12 protein-coding genes and 6 pseudogenes are annotated in these 20,734 nt (G+C 41.7%); 11 read left to right on the top strand and 7 right to left on the bottom strand.

Annotation, left to right across the window (positions count from 1 at the left end):
• The 10 genes and pseudogenes from ACFO3G_RS09130 to ACFO3G_RS09085 form a co-directional block, all read left to right on the top strand.
• Positions 1-99, top strand: a pseudogene (locus ACFO3G_RS09130) (transposase); the annotation flags it as partial.
• 53 nt (positions 100-152) lie between these two features.
• A complete protein-coding gene (locus ACFO3G_RS09125) occupies positions 153-1,979 on the top strand; it encodes an aminotransferase class I/II-fold pyridoxal phosphate-dependent enzyme (RefSeq protein ID WP_380080123.1) in 1,827 nt (608 codons plus the stop codon).
• Positions 1,980-2,299: 320 nt separating this feature from the next.
• Positions 2,300-2,485, top strand: coding sequence for a hypothetical protein (locus ACFO3G_RS09120; protein WP_380080121.1), 186 nt, complete (start codon positions 2,300-2,302; stop codon positions 2,483-2,485).
• Between the two features lie 112 nt (positions 2,486-2,597).
• Positions 2,598-4,907 (top strand): outer membrane beta-barrel protein, encoded by a 2,310-nt coding sequence (locus ACFO3G_RS09115; protein WP_380080119.1) that lies wholly within the window; start codon positions 2,598-2,600, stop codon positions 4,905-4,907.
• Positions 4,904-5,758 carry a glycosyltransferase gene (locus ACFO3G_RS09110; RefSeq protein ID WP_380080117.1) on the top strand — a complete coding sequence of 285 codons (855 nt, stop codon included), beginning with the start codon at positions 4,904-4,906 and terminating at the stop codon, positions 5,756-5,758. The genes ACFO3G_RS09115 and ACFO3G_RS09110 overlap by 4 nt, the downstream gene beginning before the upstream one ends.
• A 21-nt stretch (positions 5,759-5,779) precedes the next feature.
• Positions 5,780-7,624 carry a YcaO-like family protein gene (locus ACFO3G_RS09105; RefSeq protein ID WP_380080115.1) on the top strand — a complete coding sequence of 615 codons (1,845 nt, stop codon included), beginning with the start codon at positions 5,780-5,782 and terminating at the stop codon, positions 7,622-7,624.
• A gap of 44 nt (positions 7,625-7,668) precedes the next feature.
• Positions 7,669-9,924: a peptidase domain-containing ABC transporter gene (locus ACFO3G_RS09100; RefSeq protein WP_380080113.1), complete on the top strand. Its 2,256-nt coding sequence runs from the start codon at positions 7,669-7,671 to the stop codon at positions 9,922-9,924.
• Between the two features lies 1 nt (position 9,925).
• On the top strand, positions 9,926-10,420 hold the full coding sequence (locus ACFO3G_RS09095) for a hypothetical protein (RefSeq protein WP_380080111.1): 495 nt from the start codon (positions 9,926-9,928) through the stop codon (positions 10,418-10,420).
• Between the two features lie 46 nt (positions 10,421-10,466).
• On the top strand, positions 10,467-10,697 hold the full coding sequence (locus tag ACFO3G_RS09090) for a hypothetical protein (RefSeq protein ID WP_380080109.1): 231 nt from the start codon (positions 10,467-10,469) through the stop codon (positions 10,695-10,697).
• Complete coding sequence (locus ACFO3G_RS09085; RefSeq protein ID WP_380080107.1) at positions 10,690-11,067, top strand: RteC domain-containing protein; 378 nt, start codon at positions 10,690-10,692, stop codon at positions 11,065-11,067. Before ACFO3G_RS09090 ends, ACFO3G_RS09085 begins: the two co-directional genes overlap by 8 nt.
• A 41-nt stretch (positions 11,068-11,108) precedes the next feature.
• Here the strand turns inward: ACFO3G_RS09085 and ACFO3G_RS09080 are convergent.
• The 5 genes and pseudogenes from ACFO3G_RS09080 to ACFO3G_RS09060 all read right to left on the bottom strand — a co-directional run.
• Positions 11,109-12,145, bottom strand: a pseudogene (locus ACFO3G_RS09080) (PDDEXK nuclease domain-containing protein).
• Between the two features lie 533 nt (positions 12,146-12,678).
• A pseudogene (locus ACFO3G_RS09075) lies at positions 12,679-13,770 on the bottom strand (TraM recognition domain-containing protein); the annotation flags it as partial.
• A gap of 121 nt (positions 13,771-13,891) precedes the next feature.
• On the bottom strand, positions 13,892-15,544 hold the full coding sequence (gene ltrA / locus ACFO3G_RS09070; RefSeq protein WP_380080103.1) for a group II intron reverse transcriptase/maturase: 1,653 nt from the start codon (positions 15,542-15,544) through the stop codon (positions 13,892-13,894).
• 640 nt (positions 15,545-16,184) lie between these two features.
• Positions 16,185-17,108: pseudogene (locus ACFO3G_RS09065) on the bottom strand (YWFCY domain-containing protein); the annotation flags it as partial.
• Between the two features lie 12 nt (positions 17,109-17,120).
• Positions 17,121-17,633, bottom strand: a pseudogene (locus ACFO3G_RS09060) (conjugal transfer protein MobB); the annotation flags it as partial.
• 113 nt (positions 17,634-17,746) lie between these two features.
• On the opposite strand from ACFO3G_RS09060, the gene ACFO3G_RS09055 reads away from it, so the two are divergent.
• Positions 17,747-18,982 carry an IS4 family transposase gene (locus tag ACFO3G_RS09055; RefSeq protein ID WP_380080101.1) on the top strand — a complete coding sequence of 412 codons (1,236 nt, stop codon included), beginning with the start codon at positions 17,747-17,749 and terminating at the stop codon, positions 18,980-18,982.
• A 94-nt stretch (positions 18,983-19,076) separates the two neighbouring features.
• On the opposite strand, the pseudogene ACFO3G_RS09050 reads toward ACFO3G_RS09055, so the two are convergent.
• Positions 19,077-19,805 (bottom strand): annotated as a pseudogene (locus ACFO3G_RS09050) (relaxase/mobilization nuclease domain-containing protein); the annotation flags it as partial.
• Positions 19,790-20,203, bottom strand: coding sequence for a conjugal transfer protein MobA (mobA, locus tag ACFO3G_RS09045; protein ID WP_380080099.1), 414 nt, complete (start codon positions 20,201-20,203; stop codon positions 19,790-19,792). The pseudogene ACFO3G_RS09050 and the gene mobA, both read right to left, overlap by 16 nt.
• Positions 20,204-20,734 lie beyond the last annotated feature (531 nt).

Genomic DNA, 20,734 nt, shown 5'->3' with positions numbered 1-20,734 from the left:
CTTGAACGATTTATTTGCGTGTTTGGGATTAGCCCAGACCCGCAAGTTATTGACAAACTTTTCAAAGAACTCATTTTATTTACTGCCAGAGCCGCTTAGGCTTGGATATTTTTTAACGAACTATTGCGCTATGTTAAGATAACACTCTATCTATGAAGCTAGATAAATACAACATAGCACAGTCATCCCAATCTATTGAGGAACTTGCGAAAGAGTTCTCTCAATACAAAGACAATTATGGGAATGAAGCCGGACAAGTCTATTGGAAAGAGTCTGACTCTGCGGTGTCTTCTAAAATGTCTTTGAGAAATCGCGCCAATTCTCGCATGGTCAGTTTTGTTTCCAATGATTATTTAGGGCTTTCCCAGCATCCACTTGTGCAAAGTGATGCCATCAGAGCCATCAATCAATTTGGGACGGGATTCTGTGCCGCTCCCAGCATTGGAGGCTATTCTTCATTCCAAAAGAGATTGGAAGATGGACTTTCTGCTCTTTTGAACACAGAAGACACATTGGTTTTTAATTCCGGATTCTCTACGAATGTCGGCGTGTTTTCTGCTTTGGCGAAGCCTAATGATATTGTCTTCCTTGATAAAGGGGTTCATCGAAGTGTCTTTGAAGGAGTAAGGCATTGTACGTGTAAAGTACTTCCTCACAATGACCCGGAGGCATTAGACGCTGCCCTGCAACGCTACAAAGTTGAAGGAAGTAATCTGTATGTCGTGATGGATGGGGTTTATTCCCAAGATGGAGATAGAGGTTTGGTTCGGGAGTATTTAGAGATTTCTCAAAAGCATGGGGCTTTGCTCATCGTGGATGATGCCCATGGTATCGGAGTGTTAGGTGAAAATGGTGCCGGTCTTTTAGAGGAATTGAATTTGTTGGGACAGGTTCCTCTTGTTACGGGGACACTCAGTAAGGCTTTTGGAAGTATTGGAGGGTACGTATCCGGGCGCAAGGAGCTAATTGATTACATCCGTTACTATGCAGGAAGTTGCTGCTTTTCGGTTTCTCTTCCTCCTCCTTGTTTGGCTACTGCTTTGAAATCTTTAGAGTTAATTCAGAAAGCGACCTCTGAGCGAAAAGAGTTGTTGGCAAAAGCACAGTACGCAAAAGAGAAACTACAAGAAGCTGGTTTCTCCACAACAGACTCCACCACTCCTATCGTAGGAATACTGACCCCGAGTTATGATGAAGCTATTCTGTGGGCAGAACGTTTACTTCGACACGATGTTTATATCGTTCCTATCGGCTATCCTGCTGTCTCAAAACGCTACCCAAGATTGCGATTAGCTCTTTCCAACTTACACTCATATAGAGATATAGACTTTTTAATTTCAAAATTGCTTACAGTAACAAAGAAGGATTATAAATATATGCCAAGAAAGAGACGCTCTTCTGCCGAGATTGCTCAGTTAATTGATAAGGCAACAGAGGATATTGTACGAGAAAAGGGGTTTGGAGGACTTTCTATTCAAGAAGTTTGTGATCGAGCAGAAATAGAACCTCAAGTATTTTATAGACGCTATCCTGAGGGGTTTGCCTTTTATGTGGAGAAATTTATCCGTGACCATGATTTTTGGTTTTCTCATTATGAAGAATTCCCAGTTGAAAAACTAAATAGAACTCCAGAGGATTTGACACAGATTCTACTCTCTTTATGGGCACAAATTGCAGAAGATAGATTATTAGCATCTTTGCTTCGTTTGGAGCTCCAAGATGCTCCATTGGAAGCTGCTGTTGAAATAGCAAAGGAGAGAGAGATTAAGACAGAAGATTTAGTTGATTTCTATGCTAAAGCATCTGAATCTCCAGATACATTGAGAATACAATTAGCTATTCTTACAGCAGGAATACAGTACTTGGCATTGCATAAGGATGTGTCTACATTTTGTGGAATAGATTTTACAAGTATTCCAAAACGAGAAATAGAAGCTGCTCTCATGCAGATGATGAATTCTATTCTAAGAAGCAAGTAGCAGAGAAATAGACGAAGGGAGAAAAATTCCATCTCGTTTCAGAAAGTGGTAGATTCTCGTATGGAATAGTATTATTGAATACATTTGATATCAAAGCATAATATCTACAGAGCTCGTAGGTAGAGGATAGTACACCTCGAAAAGGTGAGACGCGTCTCACGCTAATATTGCAAAAGTTTTTGTTAGCTCGTACATCTAACATTTGCTATCGCAACATAGCCGCCCCCTATGGTACTAAAAAGGGCTCTGACCAAACAGATTGTAAAGGTACAAATAGCTCTTGAGTATGAATGGAGTGTAACTAACAAAAGTATTTTAGTATGAAAACTCTATCTGAAAGACTGCAAATTCAAAGTGTTGAAGTCGAGGAAGTTTCAGTGGAAGCCATCAAGGCAGGTAGATCGGTAGCTAATGATATTAGCAAATCCGAAGATACATTAGATGGTGGTACACTGGATGAAGTCGTTGTAACACCAGACAGAACTAGAGGTCACGGATTAATGTAAGAGAATCTTATTCAGTATCCTTTGTGATAACTCTACGTTCTGAGTGAACTTAATTGAATTTTGGGGGGCAGGGCTTGCCCTGTCCCCCTCTTAATCTTTTCTCCTCATAATTATGCATTTTAATAGATTGGCATTGGTTATAGCATTACTATTATCTATAACAGATATATGTTTTGCTCAAAATAATGATATAGAAGGAGTGGTTTTAGATCACTCTGGGCGTCCTATTTCAGAAGCTACTGTAAGTGTCTACAACTGTACCGATACACTTCAGAGACTTGAAACGATCGTAACCAGTAAGTCTGGACGTTTTGTTATCAAGCCAACTGAAAAGTTTAGTAATTGTCTAAATATTTCTCTGAGCCATTTAGGGTATAAGTCTCTAACCTTACAAAAGATTGAGCAAGGACGGGTAAATTATTTCATTCTAGAAGATATCGTTAAAGTGTTAGATGAGGTGGTCATCGTATCCGAACGTCCAATGGTAAAGGTTGAGGGAGGGGTATTAGTCTATTCCAACCATTCTTTACAAAAGATTGGCAGGAGTGTTGCGAGTGCATATGACATGCTAAGTAAGCTACCTGGAGTAAGCATAGAAAAAGGGATGGTATCTCTGATTGGTATGCCTTCTACAACACTAGTAATCAATGGACGCAAGACGCTTATGTCATATGATCAAATTGTTACGAAACTGAAAGCGATCTCTCCCGAGATGATTGAGCGAATTGACATTAGGTACGATCCTGCTCCAGAATTGGGAAGCATGCATTCCTCCATCAACATCGTACTAAAAAAAGCTCCCCGTGGCAAACATTTTCAGACAGACCTGAATATTGGAGGAGACTTTTCAAGGCGAACGACTACTTATGGAAACCTTACGGTTAATACGAACCTAAAGTCACTTTCCGTACAAGCTCATTACTCTTATGCTAACGAAAATTATTTTACCAATCAGTCTATCTGGGGAAAATCTGAGAAAGTAATAGATTTCTCTGAATTATCGGAAAATAATACCAAGGGGAATTTTCATAAAGGTTACCTTAGTTTTATCTACCCTATTTCTTCTGATGGTAAACAACAATTGGGTTTTGTTTATAACATTAACCATTCCGCTTCTGAGGGCAATATTGTTGGAAATACTAGTTTAGCAGATGGACGGAAAAATATTAAATCTCAGATTGAGAACAATACAAAGGCATCTAATCATATAGTAGATCTTTCGTATACCTCCCCAAGGTTAACAATGTCACTCCAAGGGATGAGCTACCACACAGAGAGAATAAGTCAACCAACTATCACTGAGCGACTTGTTCCTCAATTACTCAATCAGCAAGTCTACAGAAGCGGGCTTACAATTGATTACAATCAACCAGTCAAAAGCATAAAAGGGTTGAGAATCATAGCAGGAGAATATTTTAGGACAAGTATAGTAAATAATGAGATACAACAAAAAATCACCTCGCATGAAGTGAAATCTAAAGATATAGAGTTTTACAATAAGACCTATTTAGGAGCTGACTATACCGTAACTAAATGGCTAACAGTAAAAGGTAATCTTATTTATGATTTACATATAGATCGTTGGATTCATGGCAAAGAAGAGAATCGTAAAGTTTCAAGGCTATATCCAACGGCAAGCCTTACATTTCGCTTACCCAAACGGAATGTGCTAATGCTCTCATACTCATCAGAGTTGAGAGATCCTGACTACTGGCAATTAACTTCAGGTCTTTCATATATATCAGAGTTGACGAGAGTACAAGGAAACCCTTCACTCGTTCCTAGTCAAATGAATTCCTTGCGACTAGCATGGATAAACAAAGGAAAATATATCACACAGTTTTTTCTTCAAGACACTAAAAATCATATTACCCAACAACTTTACATAGATCCCAAAGAACAGACTGCTACATATCATTCTATAAATATGGAAATGAATAGACAGTGGGGATTGATGACTATAATACCTCTAAATGTTTCCAACAATTTTGATTTGAGATTAACGGGAACTGTCTTCTACCTTATGCACAGAGGTCAATTACAAAATATAGCCTTTGATCGAACTAAGCTTACCGGTAGGGTAGCTATCAATATCAATTATTCACCGATAAAAAACATCTCTTGTTATTTAGATGGATATTATGTAACACCCATGATACAGGGGATTTATGACGTTTCTTCTCTCCATAGTTTAGATATTGGAGTACGCTGGTTCATACGAAAGAATTTGTCTTTGTCATTAGATGTACAAGATTTACTACGAGGAAAGAATTCTACAACGAGAGCAAACATCGGAAACCAAAACTACAAATTCACATTGGACAATGACACTCGTATCTTAAAGTTAGCTTTACAGTGGACATTGGGAGATATGTTCAAGAAAAATAAGGTGGATATTAAAAAGGATAGGATTGGAATATGATGAGAAAGGCTTTGACGATCGTAATACCTTTTAGCAATGAGGCGGACTTGCTCAGAATGACAGTCGAGAATATCTTTTCTACGATGGATTCTCATCTGACAGAGATTCTTTTAATTGATGATGCATCAACTGATCATTATGATTATCAGAGTCTCGCAGTAGAATTTGGCGCTAAATATCATAGAAATAGTACAAAAAAAGGGATAGCACGCAGTAGGGAAATTGGGATAGCACTCTGCGATTCAAAATTTTTCTTGTTGTTGGATGGACATATGATAGCATTGACAAAATATTGGGATAGGAAGTTGCTAGATTATGGGATGAACGCAGAAAATCAACTTTACTGCTGTCAAACTGCATCTATAGACAAGCATGGTAGTTTGATCAAAGAAAGACAACGATCTTTTGGGGCATATATAAATCCTTTGGATTTGCTTGTAAAATGGAATTATAAGGAACACGTTCCCACTGATTCAATAGAACTAGTTCCATGTGTATTGGGCGGTGCTTATTTCTGCTCTCGTACTTTTTGGCAAAGCTTTGGAGGCTTATGTGGTCTTGACGGATATGGGTTTGACGAGCAAGTTATGAGCATGCGAGTTTGGAAAAATCGAGGTAAGTGCATCCTAGTAAAAGATGTCTGTTTTGGACATTATTATCGCAATACATCCGATATTCCGTATGAAATTGACAAAATCAATTATACCCAAAATAGAGTTTTTTCTAGTCGGATATTTTTTAGTATTATGGATCTTTGTGAATTGAGCGAAATACATAATTTGAGAGATTATTTTGCATCTATAAGAGAGTTCTATTCTCTCAATCAGTCTTTTTTGAATGACAATATTTAACTATTTAATATATAAGTGAGTATGAAAAAGAAGTACAAAGCTACTACTCCTGTAAGTACAATAACTCGTATCAAAGCAATTCTAGGAAAGTTGGGACTCCTCACAAGTGAGAGTTATGTAGAGTCCTCTAAATTTTATTCATGTCGTATCACGATTGGGAATGATAAGATTAGAGACCTTAATATCGGCACAAATGGGAAGGGTTCCTCATTTGAGTATTCGTTGGCTAGTGGGTACGCAGAGTTTATGGAACGTCTCCAAAATAACATGCTTCTTTTCGCAAGAAGATTTGCTACAGAAGAGTTTCTGAACTCTAGTAAAGCGGATCAATCTTATAGGCAATACTTGCAACAAAAAGATTTAGTCTTTGATTTTTACTATGATCCACAAGAGATATATTTATCGGGAGAAGAAGTCTTAATAAGATTTGGGAAAGAATTATGCGCATTATTCAATTATGACGATATAGAAGAATTTGCACATGATTTGGTCGAAAAGTATGGAGATAAACCTTTCCTATGCATACCATTTTATGATTGCCAAAATCAAAAAGAACTTTTCGTCCCAATTGAATTATGTCTATCAGCAACAGGTTCCAATGGAATGGCTTCTGGTAATATCCCATCGGAGGCTCTTTTACAAGGGATGTGTGAAATATTCGAACGATATGCCATTACACAGATATATACGTATGGTATTGTCCCTCCAACAATACCGCATAGCTATTTCACCAATCCAACAGTAAAGAATAAGCTTGATTATTTGAACTCAATTAAAGGTTATGAACTAATAATAAAAGATTGTTCTCTAGGCAAAGGGCTTCCGGTGATTGGCTTAATCATTATTGATAAGAAAAATAAGAGATATAACTTTAAGCTCGCTTCAGATTTCATAGAAGATATAGCCCTTGATCGATGTCTAAATGAACTATATCAAGGTCTCAAGTCTTTCAAAAGTATTCCATTTGACTTTTATAACGAGGACGATCTGAATAATCTTCGTGGTGTGAACTCTTCTCATGTCAATTTAGAGAGAATATTCGTTAATGGTAGTGGGCATTGGCCTATAACTATTTTCTCTAATTCGTATTCATATGATCATACTCCATTTCCAAATACTTATGGATTGTCTAATGACTCAGATTTGAAGATAGCACTTGACCTTATCAACAGGTTAGGATTCAATCTTTTCGTTAGAAATAATTCGTATTTAGGATTTCCTGCATTCTATATCCTTATTCCTGGCATGAGCCAAATTGTTGCAGATAGAAAAAGTCTTATCCCTACATATACAAATCCTGATTTAAGCGAAATTGTTAATCTTGGTGCACATGACAAGGAAGCCATTAAAGATATAATTGAGCAACTAGAAAAAGGCGAAGATCTCATAAACCTAAGAGAAAAGTCATATACTAAAAATTATCCATATTGGATAGATAAAGATATCATCGATATCGAAATAAGTCATTTGCTTGCCATGTTGCATTATTATATGGGAAACTATAAAAAAGCATACGATAATATGTGTCGATTTCTTGAGAACAAGAATGCCATAGTTTATGAATACTTTTTCGGTGTAAAAGATTTTATCTATCTCTATAGGATTAAATCATTGCAATCCGATGATGTTATAAACTTGTTGGGATTAAAATATACTCCAGAGATTGCTCATGAAATTTATCAAGATATGATAGATAATCTAAAAGTGTTAGACTATCATAGTTTTCCCATAGGTTTTAACCTACTTAAAACTGATTTTCATTCAAAATCCGCCTTGTTTGAAATTCTTGACATAGAAAAGAAAATGCACGATGAGAATCTACAGCACCCAATCAGTCAAAGTGATATGAAGGAGCTATTTGTGTAGTTTGATAAGGCTTTTATTTCAGATAAACACAAAAAAGTATAAGTATGTTCTATAAGCAATTAGATCAAATGGACTGTGGCCCGGCGTGTTTGGCAATGATTGCAGGACACTATGGGAGACAACCCAATCGAGATTGGTTGCGGCGACGGTGTGCTTTAGGGAAAGATGGTGTGTCAATGCTTGGCATCTGTAAGGCGGCAGAGGAATTAGGGTTCAAAACAGTAGGCGGTCGATTGTGTTTCAAGACCCTTTCCTCCTCAGCTCCTCTTCCTTGTATTGTCCACTGGGATCAAAACCATTTTGTGGTCGTCAATAAGTTCAGGAAACGTCGCAAGGGTGAATATACAGTCTATGTGGCAGACCCAAGTAAAGGGCTTATTACTTATACAAAAGAAGAATTTTGTAAGCACTGGATCTGTACGCAAACAAATGGAGAGGAAAAGGGAATTGCTCTACTTTTGGAACCTAGTCACGATTTCTATTTTCGGAAAAATAGCGAACAGGCATCGGGAAATCAAAAAAAAGATAATGATCGATTACGAGATTATTCAGTAAGGATCAAAAGCAGATCAAAGTTTCTCTGGGGCTATCTCAAGAAGTACAAGCGTTTCTTTACGCAATTGATATTAGGATTGTTACTTGGTTCACTACTTCAATTAGTCTTCCCTTTTCTTACCCAAGCCATCGTGGATACAGGTATCGGAGGAAAAGATCTTGGTTTTGTATGGCTGGTATTGTTAGCACAAATGATGCTACTATTCAGTCGTACTGCCATTGAATTCGTCCGCTCCAAGATACTTTTGCATATCTCCACACGCATCAATATCTCTCTTATCTCGGACTTCTTTATCAAGCTGATGAAGCTACCGATGAAGTTCTTTGACACTAAACTGATGGGCGATCTTTTGCAACGCATCGAAGACCATCGTCGTGTGGAGCAGTTTTTGACCTCAAGTAGTCTGAGCTTACTTTTTTCTTTCTTTACTTTCCTTGTTTTTGGAGTAGTTCTTGCCGTCTATAATCTCGGTATCTTCTTCGTCTTTCTTTTGGGAACGATTCTCTATGCCGCTTGGATTGTCTTATTTCTCAAAAAACGTAGACAGCTGGACTATAAATATTTTGAGCAGGCAGGGCGCAACCGCAACGTTACTTACCAACTCATAGGTGGTATGCAGGAGATTAAGTTGCAGGGCTGTGAGCAGCGTAAACGTTGGGAGTGGGAGGATGTACAAGCTGATTTATTCAAGGTCAATCTCCAAGTTCTCAATATGCAACAGATACAATTGGCAGGAAGCATCACCATCAATGAGGTGAAAAATATCCTTATTACCGTTTTTGCTGCTACAGCCGTTATCCAAGGCAATATGACCCTTGGTATGATGTTAGCGGTGCAGTATATCATCGGACAACTCAATAGTCCCGTGGAGCAACTCATCCAATTCATCTATTCATGGCAGGACGTGAGCATCAGTTTGGATCGTATGAATGAAATCCATACAGAAACCAACGAAGAGAATGCGGAACGAACGAGGAATAACTATACTAGTGAATCTATAGACGGACATTCACTTGCTATCAAAAATCTTTCTTTCAAATACGACATATACAGTCCGAAAGATATTCTCTCGAACATCAATCTTTCCCTTCCTAATGGAAAAGTTACCGCAATTGTTGGAGCCAGTGGAAGCGGTAAGACCACACTCATCAAACTCCTTTTAGGATTCTACGAGCCATTGAAGGGAAGTATTCAAGTAGGTGACCCCAATCTGAATGAATTCAATCTCGGCTGGTGGCGAAATCAATGCGGAGCGGTGATGCAGGAGGGGTATCTTTTTTCAGATACCATTGCAAGGAACATTGCCATTTCGGATGACGAGCCCGACATAGAGCGTATCCGCCATGCTGCACGTGTAGCAAACATAGCAGATTACATCGAAGCCTTACCATTAGCCTATAACACCATGATAGGACAAGACGGACAAGGTATCAGTCAGGGACAACGACAACGCATACTGATTGCGCGGGTCGTCTATAAGAACCCAATGTTCGTCTTCTTGGACGAGGCTACCAATGCTCTTGATGCGAACAACGAGCGAGCCATTACTGAGAATCTATCAGATTTCTATAAAGGGAAAACGGTGGTTGTGGTGGCACACCGCCTTTCCACTGTCCGCAATGCCGACCAGATCGTGGTTTTGGATGAAGGAAAAATTGTAGAGATAGGAACACACGAAGAACTGACTGCAAAACGAGGTAAATACTTTGCTTTAGTGAAGAATCAATTGGAATTAGGCAACTGATATGGAAGAGAGACAGAAACAAGAACGGAGTTTTGAACTGCGTAGTGAGAAGGTTCGTAGTATCGTGGGGCAAATCCCCTCTTCACTGGTTCGCTACGGCATTAGTGCTATCGGGGTGGTACTGCTTTGTCTTTTTGCAGTAGCCTATTTTCTCCCCTATAAGCAGGTCTACTCCGGGACGGCAGTCATACATGGCATTCCCGGTGATCAGAAAGTTGATGCTACAGAAATGACCGTGTTATTGAAATTTGGAGAGAAGCGTCCTAATATACTTACCGAGGAGGCATCTATTGATTTTCAATCTGCTTCTGGAGTTGTCAATGGTAGGATTCTTTCTCTTTCCATAGAGCGTGATACGCTTGGTCGGCAAGAGGCTCTTTGTCGCCTGCCATTACAACCAATGAGAAAGATGGAACATCGTGAAGTCGATTTTCTATTGTCTCTCCAATCCGGAAACTTATTAAGCCGCTTTTTCTCCGAATTCTTTGGGGAATAGCTTCTACAACCTTCACAATTCAGGGCAAATCTCAAATATTTATGATATGAAAAGACTAACCCAAACACATTCGTTTAGGACTCTTTCTTCAAAAGAATCCACTGTATCACAGATACGTAAGGCAACTGATGAGTTGATTGAAAAAGTGATTGAGTTGGGCGACTCTGAAACTGATGAAACGTCCTTGTTTCGCATTATGAGCTATACACAATTTAGCCTTCAAACTCTCCAAAAAAAATCACGAAACAACACCTTCAACTCAGTCCTGTTTGATTGAACTGTGTCAAGTTCTGTCGATTGAGCTGGAGATTTTAGAAAGAGGTCTGAGAAGAAAGACTTTTCCCTCTCCTCTCCAACAAGCAAAAAAATCAATTCATTGGACGGGCAAGGTCGTCGATTTGGTAGAACTACTCTATGCCCTCGACACCTGCAACTGCATTAACAATGGAGAGATTGGCGTAGAGGAATTAGCGGACTCTCTTTCCGAAATCTTTGATGTGAAGATTAAAAACTGCTTCAGTGCCTACATGGACATGAAACGTCGTAAAGATGACAGCCGCACCTATTTTCTTGATGAACTCCGAGAGAAGCTCAATAAGCGTATGGTGGAAAGTGACCTGAAAGGCGGAAAATTCAAGAAGCGGTAAATAAAAAGGGAGATACTCCGACCAGAGTATCTCCCTTTTTATTATTCCTTGATAAGCAGTTCCAATTTCTTGGCTATATCCTCGGATGCCGGAAGCAGTTCCTTATAGGCTTCGGGCAGTTCGGGGGAAAGGCTGTATGTCGCCACACCGATGGGCATTGTCGAAGTCTTGAGGGCATATTCCACAATCGTTCGGCTCTTGGACTTGCAGATGATGATGCCGATGGCAGGATTTTCATGCGGCAACTTAACCATCTCATTCAGGACATTGAGATAAAACTCCATCTTTCCTTTGTACTCAGGCTTAAACTCACCGACTTTCAGCTCCACGGCTATCATTGCCTGCAAGCGACGATTGTATAGCAACAGGTCAATAAAATACTCCCTGCCATCCACCTCCAGTCGGTACTGATTTCCCATGAACGAAAAGTCCGTTCCGAATTCCATCAGAAAAGAGCGGATATTCTTGATGATCGCCTGTTCCAGCTCATACTCCGAATGTCCCTCGCCCAATCCGATAAAATCCAAAGTGTACTCGTCTTTTACGGCGAGTACGGCTTGATTACGGATGTTTTCGGATAGCGTGGTATCAAAATTGCTTTGTCCGAGCAGGAAGTTCTCATACGTCTTCAGTTCTATTTTGTGTATCAGCACATCTTTCGTCCATCCGTATTTCTTGGTTGCCAAGATGTAGAACTGCCTTTGCTGTGTCTCCTTACATTTGGTCAGAATGACGATATGTTTTGTCCAACTGATTTCTGCGACCAATGGTTGCAGAATTTCATTCGACTGATATCAGAGTAGAATCGTGCCATGTCCCACATATTTCTCGCACTGAATCCTTGTATGCCCGGAAATTCCTTTTGAATATCTTGGGAAAGGTTTTCCACAACAGACTTTCCCCATCCGAGTCCAGTTTGTTGTTCTGTAATGCGCCTGCCTATTTCCCAATAAAGGGCTATCATCTCCTTATTGACGGCTTTCAACGCCTCGTATTGTGCGGAGCGAATACACTTGGTTATCTCATCCCTAAAATTCAGATATTCCTTAGATGTATCAAGTATGTATTGCTTGCTCATAATAAGTTAAGTTTTCAACGTTTTATCGTCGTATTGCTTGTATTAGTCTGAACACCGTCCAAAGAACAACGAAAGGAGCCGTAAAGAAACCACCCACGAGGTAAAGCAGGAATTTGAATACATAGTAGAAGTTCCACTGCCCGGTGGTCCCAGCCGTCATCTTCCACGGCAGCACCTTGTTGATAAACACATACCCTGTCCAGAAAGCCATCAGAACATATCCCGACATCCACTGCATGTCAGGCATCCGTTTGGTGGTCATGAAGTCGAGTTTATAGCCTATGACAAAGAAGACGGTGTACAGGATAAGGAAATAGAGATTATCCCAAATGGCTCTGCCCTTTCTCTTCTGATAGCAGGGTGTGCAAAGTATCGGCTGATACCTTCCCGCACATTCAGGACAGAGTCCTTTTCCGCAATCGGAACACTGGGCAACTGCCGATTCTTGGGTATGATTAAAACAATTCATAGTGCCATCAATTAGCGTGTCCAAAAATACAAAAATCCTGCCTTTGAGCCAAGAAAAACAGCCATTATTTCTTGGTATTGAGTAGTTTGGAAAGTTCCGGGTCGTCGGAAATTCGTTGCAACTCCCGTTCCACGATGTCTCGCACCTCCGTCTTCACCCGTTCATAGTTCGCCTTTATTTCCTGCTCCATCATATCCTCTCCGTTTTCATTCGTGAAGTCTGTCAGAATGGGTATCGGGCGGTAAGCAGCCGTTTCCTTTGCAACTTTCGCATTGTCCACCACAATCTCACAGTGGAATATCTTCTGCTCGATGCGTTCGGAGAAATTATCGGCGACTGCTCCCACGAACATTCCCTGTGTGAGCGTGGAGATCTTGCTCTGCGGAATCAGGCTGTCCATCTGCGTGGAGATAGAAGTAGTTTTGTCGCTTCGGGTGATGCTCATGCTCTGCCGCTTTTGAAGCACCTTTCCGAAACGCTCCGATAAGGTCTTTGCCGTTTCGCCAACGACCTGACCGGAGAAGATGTTTCCGACGGTATTCATCACCACGGCAGCCTCCTTGTCTCCATAGTCACGCTTCAGCTGGGAAAAGTCCTGAAACCCTAAACAGACTGCTACCTTGTTGCTTCGTGCGGTGGCAATCAGATTGTCCAATCCCTTGAAATATATGGTAGGCAGCTCATCTATCAGCACGGAACTTTTCAGCATCCCTTTCTTGTTTATCAGCTTGACGATACGCGAATTATACAACCCCAATGCAGCCCCATAGATATTTTGCCTGTCGGGATTGTTCCCCACACAAAGGATTTTAGGCTCCTTGGGGTTATTGATGTCGAGCGTGAAATCATCCCCTGTCATAATCCAATAGAGCTGCGGACTAATCATCCTTGACAACGGTATCTTGGCAGAGGCTATCTGTCCCTGTAACTGGTCAGCCGCCCCTCCGAGCCAAGCGTCCATGAAAGGAGAAAGATAGTTCTCCAATTCAGGATAAGAGGTGAGTATCGGAAAAATATCCTCGTATTTCCGACAGAGAAACTCTATGGCGTGCGGAAAAGTGCAGTATTTTCCTCCCTCGAAAATGCGAAGATACCAAATGATGGCGGCAAAGAGTACGATGGGCGATTCCACGAAGAAATCCCCCTGCTTCTGCACATCGGGTAAGTCAAGGGCATTACTGCCCCCTTCTCCCCTAAGAACCGTACGTGAGAGTTTCCCCTCATACGGCTCAAGCAACTCAATATTTCTATTTGTTGTTAGAAATCGGCTCATACTTTCAACAGTTTCGTTTATTTCGCTTGTAGCAGTTGTTATGGACAAGTTGCCGTACAATTGAACCACCAACAGATATTTCATTGACGTTCCATGCTTTTGTACAATCTATCTCCTTGCCGCATAACGGACAAGTCCGCTTCTGCTTGTTCCATAAATATAAGAGTGACTTACGTCCTTTGAGAGATTCCAGCATTTGTTGCTCCTTTCGCTGAAAGAAATAATCATCATATTCCGGGTCGAAAGGGTTTGCCTCCCCCTTGACTTGCTTGTACGGAGTATAATGTATATCCGACAACCTTTTAAGGGTCAGGTAGTTCACTTTCTTGCTTTTTGTTTCATATTTCCATGCAAACGTCCATTTACGCCCCCGAATTTCATGCCAATACTTATCTGCAACCCAAGACTTGCGTTTCTTTGGGTGGCGACGTAAAGCCCATTTCTTTGTGAGGTTGTAAATGTGATTGTCGCAACCGTGAAAAGCATTGGTTGATGCACCATATCGGTAATAGTTTCCCCAACCTGTTATCACAGGATTGAGCATTCGTATCAGCGATTCCTGCTTACACATTTTATGTCCTTTAACGATGTCACTGATTTTTGCCCTAAAGCGTTTCTGTGCATCTTTGGACGGAGATGTGTACAGCCTTTTGCCGAACTTCCTTACATTGAAACCTAAGAAATCAAATCCATCGTATATGTTCGTAATGGTAGTTTTCTCTTCGGATAAGGTAAGACCCCTTTCTTTGAGAAATTCTATCACCATTGGTTTGACCTCGTTTTCCAATAATTCCTTATCTCGACCTGTGATTATAAAGTCGTCCGCATACCTGATAAGATTCACTTTGTAGTGGAATGTCTTATAGTTGATGAAGCGTCTTTTGAATCTTTCAGCCAAGAGTGGTTGAAGTCCGTCAAGTGCCATATTTGCAAGTGTCGGTGATATGATACCTCCTTGTGGTGTACCCTCTTCTGTCGGGAACAGTTTACCATTGAATACAGCTCCACATTTCAGCCATTTTCTGAGTATTGTTTTATCCATAGGGATATTTTCAATAAGCCAGTCGTGACTGATGTGGTCGAAGCAACCCTTAATATCTCCCTCCAAAATCCATTCGGGGGAATGCTGGCGATTTAGAACCGTATCAATCTGACGAATTGCGTCCATTGTCCTGCGCTTCTCTCGGAAGCCGTAAGAAAAACGGTCGCCTGTCGTTTCGGCTATCGGTTCCAATGCCATGAGATATAATGCTTGCATCGCCCTGTCTTTCATGGTCGGTATTCCCAACGGTCGGAGTTTACCGTTCTTTTTCTTGATGTGAACCCTACGGAGCGGCTGTGGATGGTAGCCACGACGTCTAAGTTCACCGATTGCTTTGTACTTGCGCTTGGGAGAGTCCCAAAGCTGTTTATCTACTCCAGACGTATTCTTCCCTTTGTTGGAAGTAACCCTCTTTACTGCCAATGCCTTGGCGTAAAAAGAGTGAGTAAGCATCCACTGTAAGGTTTTCACCTTGTTATGTCTGCCTTCTTTCTGAGCCTTTACAATACGCGCTTGTAGCTTTCGGACATAGGTTTCACACTTAGACCAGTTCATACCGTCCCAAGTCAGATTCCTGCTGTCAGCAGGCGCACACGATGTTTTAATCTCGTTCATTTGCTTTCCTCCTTTTGAAAGTTCTAAAAGTTATCTTGTAAAGAGTTACCATATACGGAAGTCTGCCCACTTTCGTGTCGGATGATGTTACCCTCATTAACTCGTGATGTTGGTTCAATCCGTATCCTCCCCATTACAGGGCGGCATTCGCTTTCTCCGTTATCTCATACCTGCACCCCATTCGGCTTGCCTTGCGGTTCGCTTACTCGCATTATTACGAGAGAGATACAGGCTTGCCCTGTTCCACGCAATTGACAAACGGATAGTTTAGGTTCTGCCAAGTCCGCCGGCAGTGCTATGTCCGTGTAACCCCAACATGGGCGAGGGTTATCCGACTGCTTACCTTTTGGTGAGAGCTAAAGTATCTTGCGCTCCTTCAAACCTTACGACGGCTAAAGTCAGTTCACATTACGTTAACCATGCTATCCAGCCTCGCCACTCGACGGTATGATACTAACCGCCCTTGACGTTCCCTCACGGTTCAGTCTTGTCCTTTCGGAAAGTGTACTTTGTCCTATAAGCTTAGCACAACCCATCACTGGAGATGCACCTTATAGTAGGCTACCGCTGACGGAACAGCGGGTTAAATCTTGCAATATACATTGCTGTTTAACAATCAATTACGTGACTTTTCAGGTCACACCCACGTTTTGTTGAGGTTGAGCATGATGGTGTACGCCGACTCGTAGGCATCCGAAATGTCACTCATAAAGTCCGGGTGTATCGGGTTACAGCGGTGCGACCGACGAGGGTCGTCGAAGTTGATCACGTAAAACTTCGGCTTGACCTTATATCCTTCCGAGTGATGCAGCAGATGGTTGTAAACAATCGTGGAGAGGTCGGGATACTTGAAGTCGTAGCAGTAGATGGCAAATCCTTTCTCGACTTGCTGTTTGATGAATTTATTGATGATGGCATAAGACTTACCGCTGCCCGGCGTTCCCAAGACGGAGACCGCACGGAAAGGATTGACCACGTTTATCCATCCTTTATTCCACTTTTTGCGATAATAGAAACGGGTCGGCAGATTGACCGAATACTCGTTTTCCAAGAGCCTTGTCTCTTGCATAAAGGATTCGTTCTCTTGATTGAAGACATCTTCCATCAGGTTGTTTTTGAGTAGTCGGCTCATGTAGAGTCCTGCCATCAGCAGGCACACATATCCAACGGTTATCGTAAAGGTATAGAGAGTTGCATTCGCCTCTATAGGCAGTGGCAAGGCAAGTATCCACCAATTGAGGAAGAAAAAGACAAAGCCGACACTCATAAATGCCCCTATTTTCGACCACGTGATATGCTCCTCTTTCACACCTTTCGTACCCAGACAGGAAAGCCCCATCAGTACCAGCGCAAAGAGCTTGGTGTAAAGCATATTGCCGAATAACCCCGCCGTGCGGTGGAAATTCATCAGTATCCTGTCCACCACACCGATGTTCAGACCCCATAATTTGATGGCTTCGTAACAATACCAATAGAGATGGGCAACCACCAATATAATACTTACGGCACGCAGAAAATCCATGATTTTCGCCAGTGCCCTCAAATCATCTTCTTGTTGTGACATAATCCGTTGTTTTTATAGTTTACGTTGTTTTCTTTTCTTCCGCTGCATCCTTTTTCTGAACTGCTCTTCCTCCCAATCCGTACCGTGATCCTCCAACGGCAGGTCAAGCAGACCACCCAATACGGAGTCTTCATCCGAGGTCGGAGTTTGGGAAAGATTACTTTTTTCACTCTGCTGTACAGAATCGGACAGTTCGGGATGCGGACGGTCGAACCACTCGGCAACGGCGTTTGCCGAAAGTTCCTTGCCCAATCGCGAGCCATTGACAACACAGCCGTTGTTATGGTCTATAAAGGTGACACCATAGATCCGACCTTCCACGTTCTCTCGGAAGATGACATCAATACCCCTGCGATGAAGGTTTCCCCTGAAATCCTCTTTCGTAGCGGAACGCCTCAATGCTCCGGCTACGACCGCTTTGGTCTTGGGAGCAAGATGCTTTTCTTTCAGTTTCTCCTTTGAAGCCTTGAAGCTGTTTTGCAGGGCTTCATATCCGACAGACCTTCCAAAGAGAGAGGATTTGAATTATTGCTGTCCGATAAAAGTTTTTTATGATAAGAAGAAAAGGGCTGATTCCATTAGTAGGATTCAGCCCTTTATGATTAGTTTTGTAATTATCCCCAAAAACAAAACTAACGATGGGTAAAAGTACACATTTTATCGGACAGCCGCTCTATTCTCAGATTATTAAATTGCTTCATAAGCCAACCGTTCTTCGATTAAGTCAATCACATCAAGGAGAGCGATACGTTAAGCGTTTTGATGCTTGGACACATCTTGTAGTCATGCTGTATGCCATCATTATGCGTTTTGATTCACTTCGCGAGATTACAGTATCCTTGCAGGCTGAAGCCAGAAAGCTACAACATTTAGGGATCTGCATGATGACCTCCAAAAGCACACTGGCGGATGCGAATAAACGGCGTCCGGAGGTTGTCTTTGAGGCCATATACAGACATTTGTATGCTACCTATCACAATCGTCTTTTATCGGACAGCCGACATCCTTTGAAGAAAGAGCCTCAATGGATGAAAAAATTACAGATAATAGACTCGACCACCATATCATTATTCTCTAATCTTATCTTTAAAGGCGTAGGTAGGCATCCGAAGAGAGGTAAAAAGAAAGGCGGTATTAAAGTACACACGGTTATTCATGCTAACGAGGGTGTTCCCTCTGATATCCGATTCACTTCTGCAGCAACACATGACTCATTTATGCTGAATCCCACGACACTATCCAAAGGGGACATCATAGCCATGGATCGAGCATACGTTGACTATGAAAAGTTTGAGGCAATGACACAACGAGGTGTGATCTATGTCACAAAAATGAAGAAGAAACTACTCTACACGGTCTCTGATGAGATCATTTACCAATCTCCCGAAGGGCTCATGGCCATGAGAGTACAGCACATTACTTTCACTAAGGAGTTAAAAAAGGGGGAGCGAGTCATACACAAAGCACGTCTCATCACATACGCTGATGAGAAGAAACGAAAACTTATCTCTTTGCTCACCAATGATATGGAGTCCTATCCTCAAGAGATCATTGATATCTACAGAAAAAGATGGGAGATAGAGCTCCTTTTCAAACAATTAAAGCAAAACTTTCCTTTGAAATATTTCTATGGAGAGAGTGCCAATGCCATAAAGATACAAATATGGGTAACTCTGATAGCGAATCTGCTTTTAATGGTTATGAAGAGTGGATTAACACGCTCTTGGAGTTTCTCTGGACTGGCAACGATGGTTAGAATAACGCTGATGTACTACGTGGACTTCTATAGCCTCTTTAATCATCCGGAAAAAGACTGGGAAGCATGCTTAAATGAAGTCTCTGAAGAGACTTCATGTCCCTCTTTATTTGATTAGGGGGCTTGGATTTTGGAAATGAAGCTTTCAGCCGCATCAAATCTGCGACTGAGACGCCTCATTATACTCTTTTATAGTTTTATCGGACAGCAATAGATTTGAATACTTTTCCTACTTTATTTCCCTTGTCATCCGAGGCAAAGTAGAGAAGTCCCATATAAGTCTTTCCGTTTACATTCCCCTTGACCTCCTCCACGCATATATTATAGGTGGAGAGCAAGGCTCGGTATTCCTTGAAACTCGGACAATGGTAGAATTTCGCTGCCGGTTTGATAACCGAAGCGAGTTGTTTTTTAAGATTCTCTCCGTCGCCGTAGCAGACTTTTTTCAGCCGAAATGCTTCTCTTTCCTTCCGCATTTGCGCAGGAATCAAACCGTACTTCTGTTCCAGTTCTTTGAGAATACGGGTACTGGTGTAGAAATTATTGCCGTCGTTTATCTTCTTTCCCCGCTCATCGACGGCTAAGGTGACAATATGCAGATGATGCCTGTCTATATCCTCGTGCTTATATACGACAAAAGGCTGATTGCCGTAGCCCATCTTTTCGATATACTCCCGTGCGATGTCAGAGAACTGCTCGTCGCTGAGACGGTCATCGGGATGCGGATTCAAGGAGATGTGTATAACCGGTTTTTTAGTGAGGACATGACTTGGCATATATGCCATAAAGTCCTGCATACAGGCGGATATATCGTGTGTCCCATCAGCCGGAGAGAACACTTTGTTGGTCTCCAGAATCTTGGCAACGCCCTCATTTACCTTCTCCCCATTGTACGCCAACGCGCCGTAAAGGGAGCTTCCATAATTTATCTTTGCGACCATTTTTCCTGAAATTCACGGGTGAGTTGTACGATTTCACCTCCGATGGCTGCCAATTCGAGTGTCAGTTTCTCCAATTGGGCAAGCATGGCGAAGGCTTTTTTCTCGGTGAAATTACTCTTCAAAGTGACTACAGTTTGGTTATAATTCACTCCAACACTGCGAAACTGCCCGTACAAATTCGTCAGTTTTTGGTAGTAATCAAGCAATGAACGGTCTACTTTTATCACCCGGAAAGTCTCATCAAAGACCCTTGCTTTGATGAAAAGCGCTTTGTTCGGGACTCCTGACTGTTCATAAAGCGTCAGGAAACGCGCAAACTCCGTGTCCGTAAACCGAACCATACAACAATGGTTGGCTTTCTCTTTTTTCAAGGGTCTCCCCACATGTCTCTTTGTCATTTTACTTTGGATTTTAATGGTTTGTATTTCTCTCTAAGGGGACAGATGTGCAAAGCACGATGGAGTCCCTTTCGGGAGGTTTCACGGCATCACCGGCATTCAAGACAAGTCATTCTCTCTTCCAAGAAAAAACGACTTCGGAGTTTTTTCAGCCCTCTGCAAGAGCAAGAGTTCTGAGTTACCGAATTTATTTCGAGTAACGCAGGACATATCTTGCTATTTGCTCCGACGCAAATAAATCCGTCCGCGAAGGACGGAAGTCGAGTCTCTCAAAAAAGAACGCTTCATGCCTCGAATACTTCGGCTTTCCGCTTGGGTGCAAAGTTACTAAGCCTTGTGCCTAAGTCACTTATCTTTTACGAAGCCACAAATACGCAAATCGAAGCCACAAGTACGCAGTTAGCAAAAATGGTAGAAACAAGGGGGTAAAGGCATCTATATTTGCCCCGTCGGACGGCTGTTTGCGGGTCGGTGGATATACCTGCCTGCCCAAGTCTAAAAACCAGTCCGCAACCATTTGAACAGACAATT

This window comes from Falsiporphyromonas endometrii (genome assembly GCF_042654485.1).
Classification (GTDB): Bacteria; Bacteroidota; Bacteroidia; order Bacteroidales; family Porphyromonadaceae; genus Porphyromonas; species Porphyromonas endometrii.
Note: the sequence above shows the minus strand (reverse complement) of the source record. Positions and strands in the feature narration are given on the sequence as shown.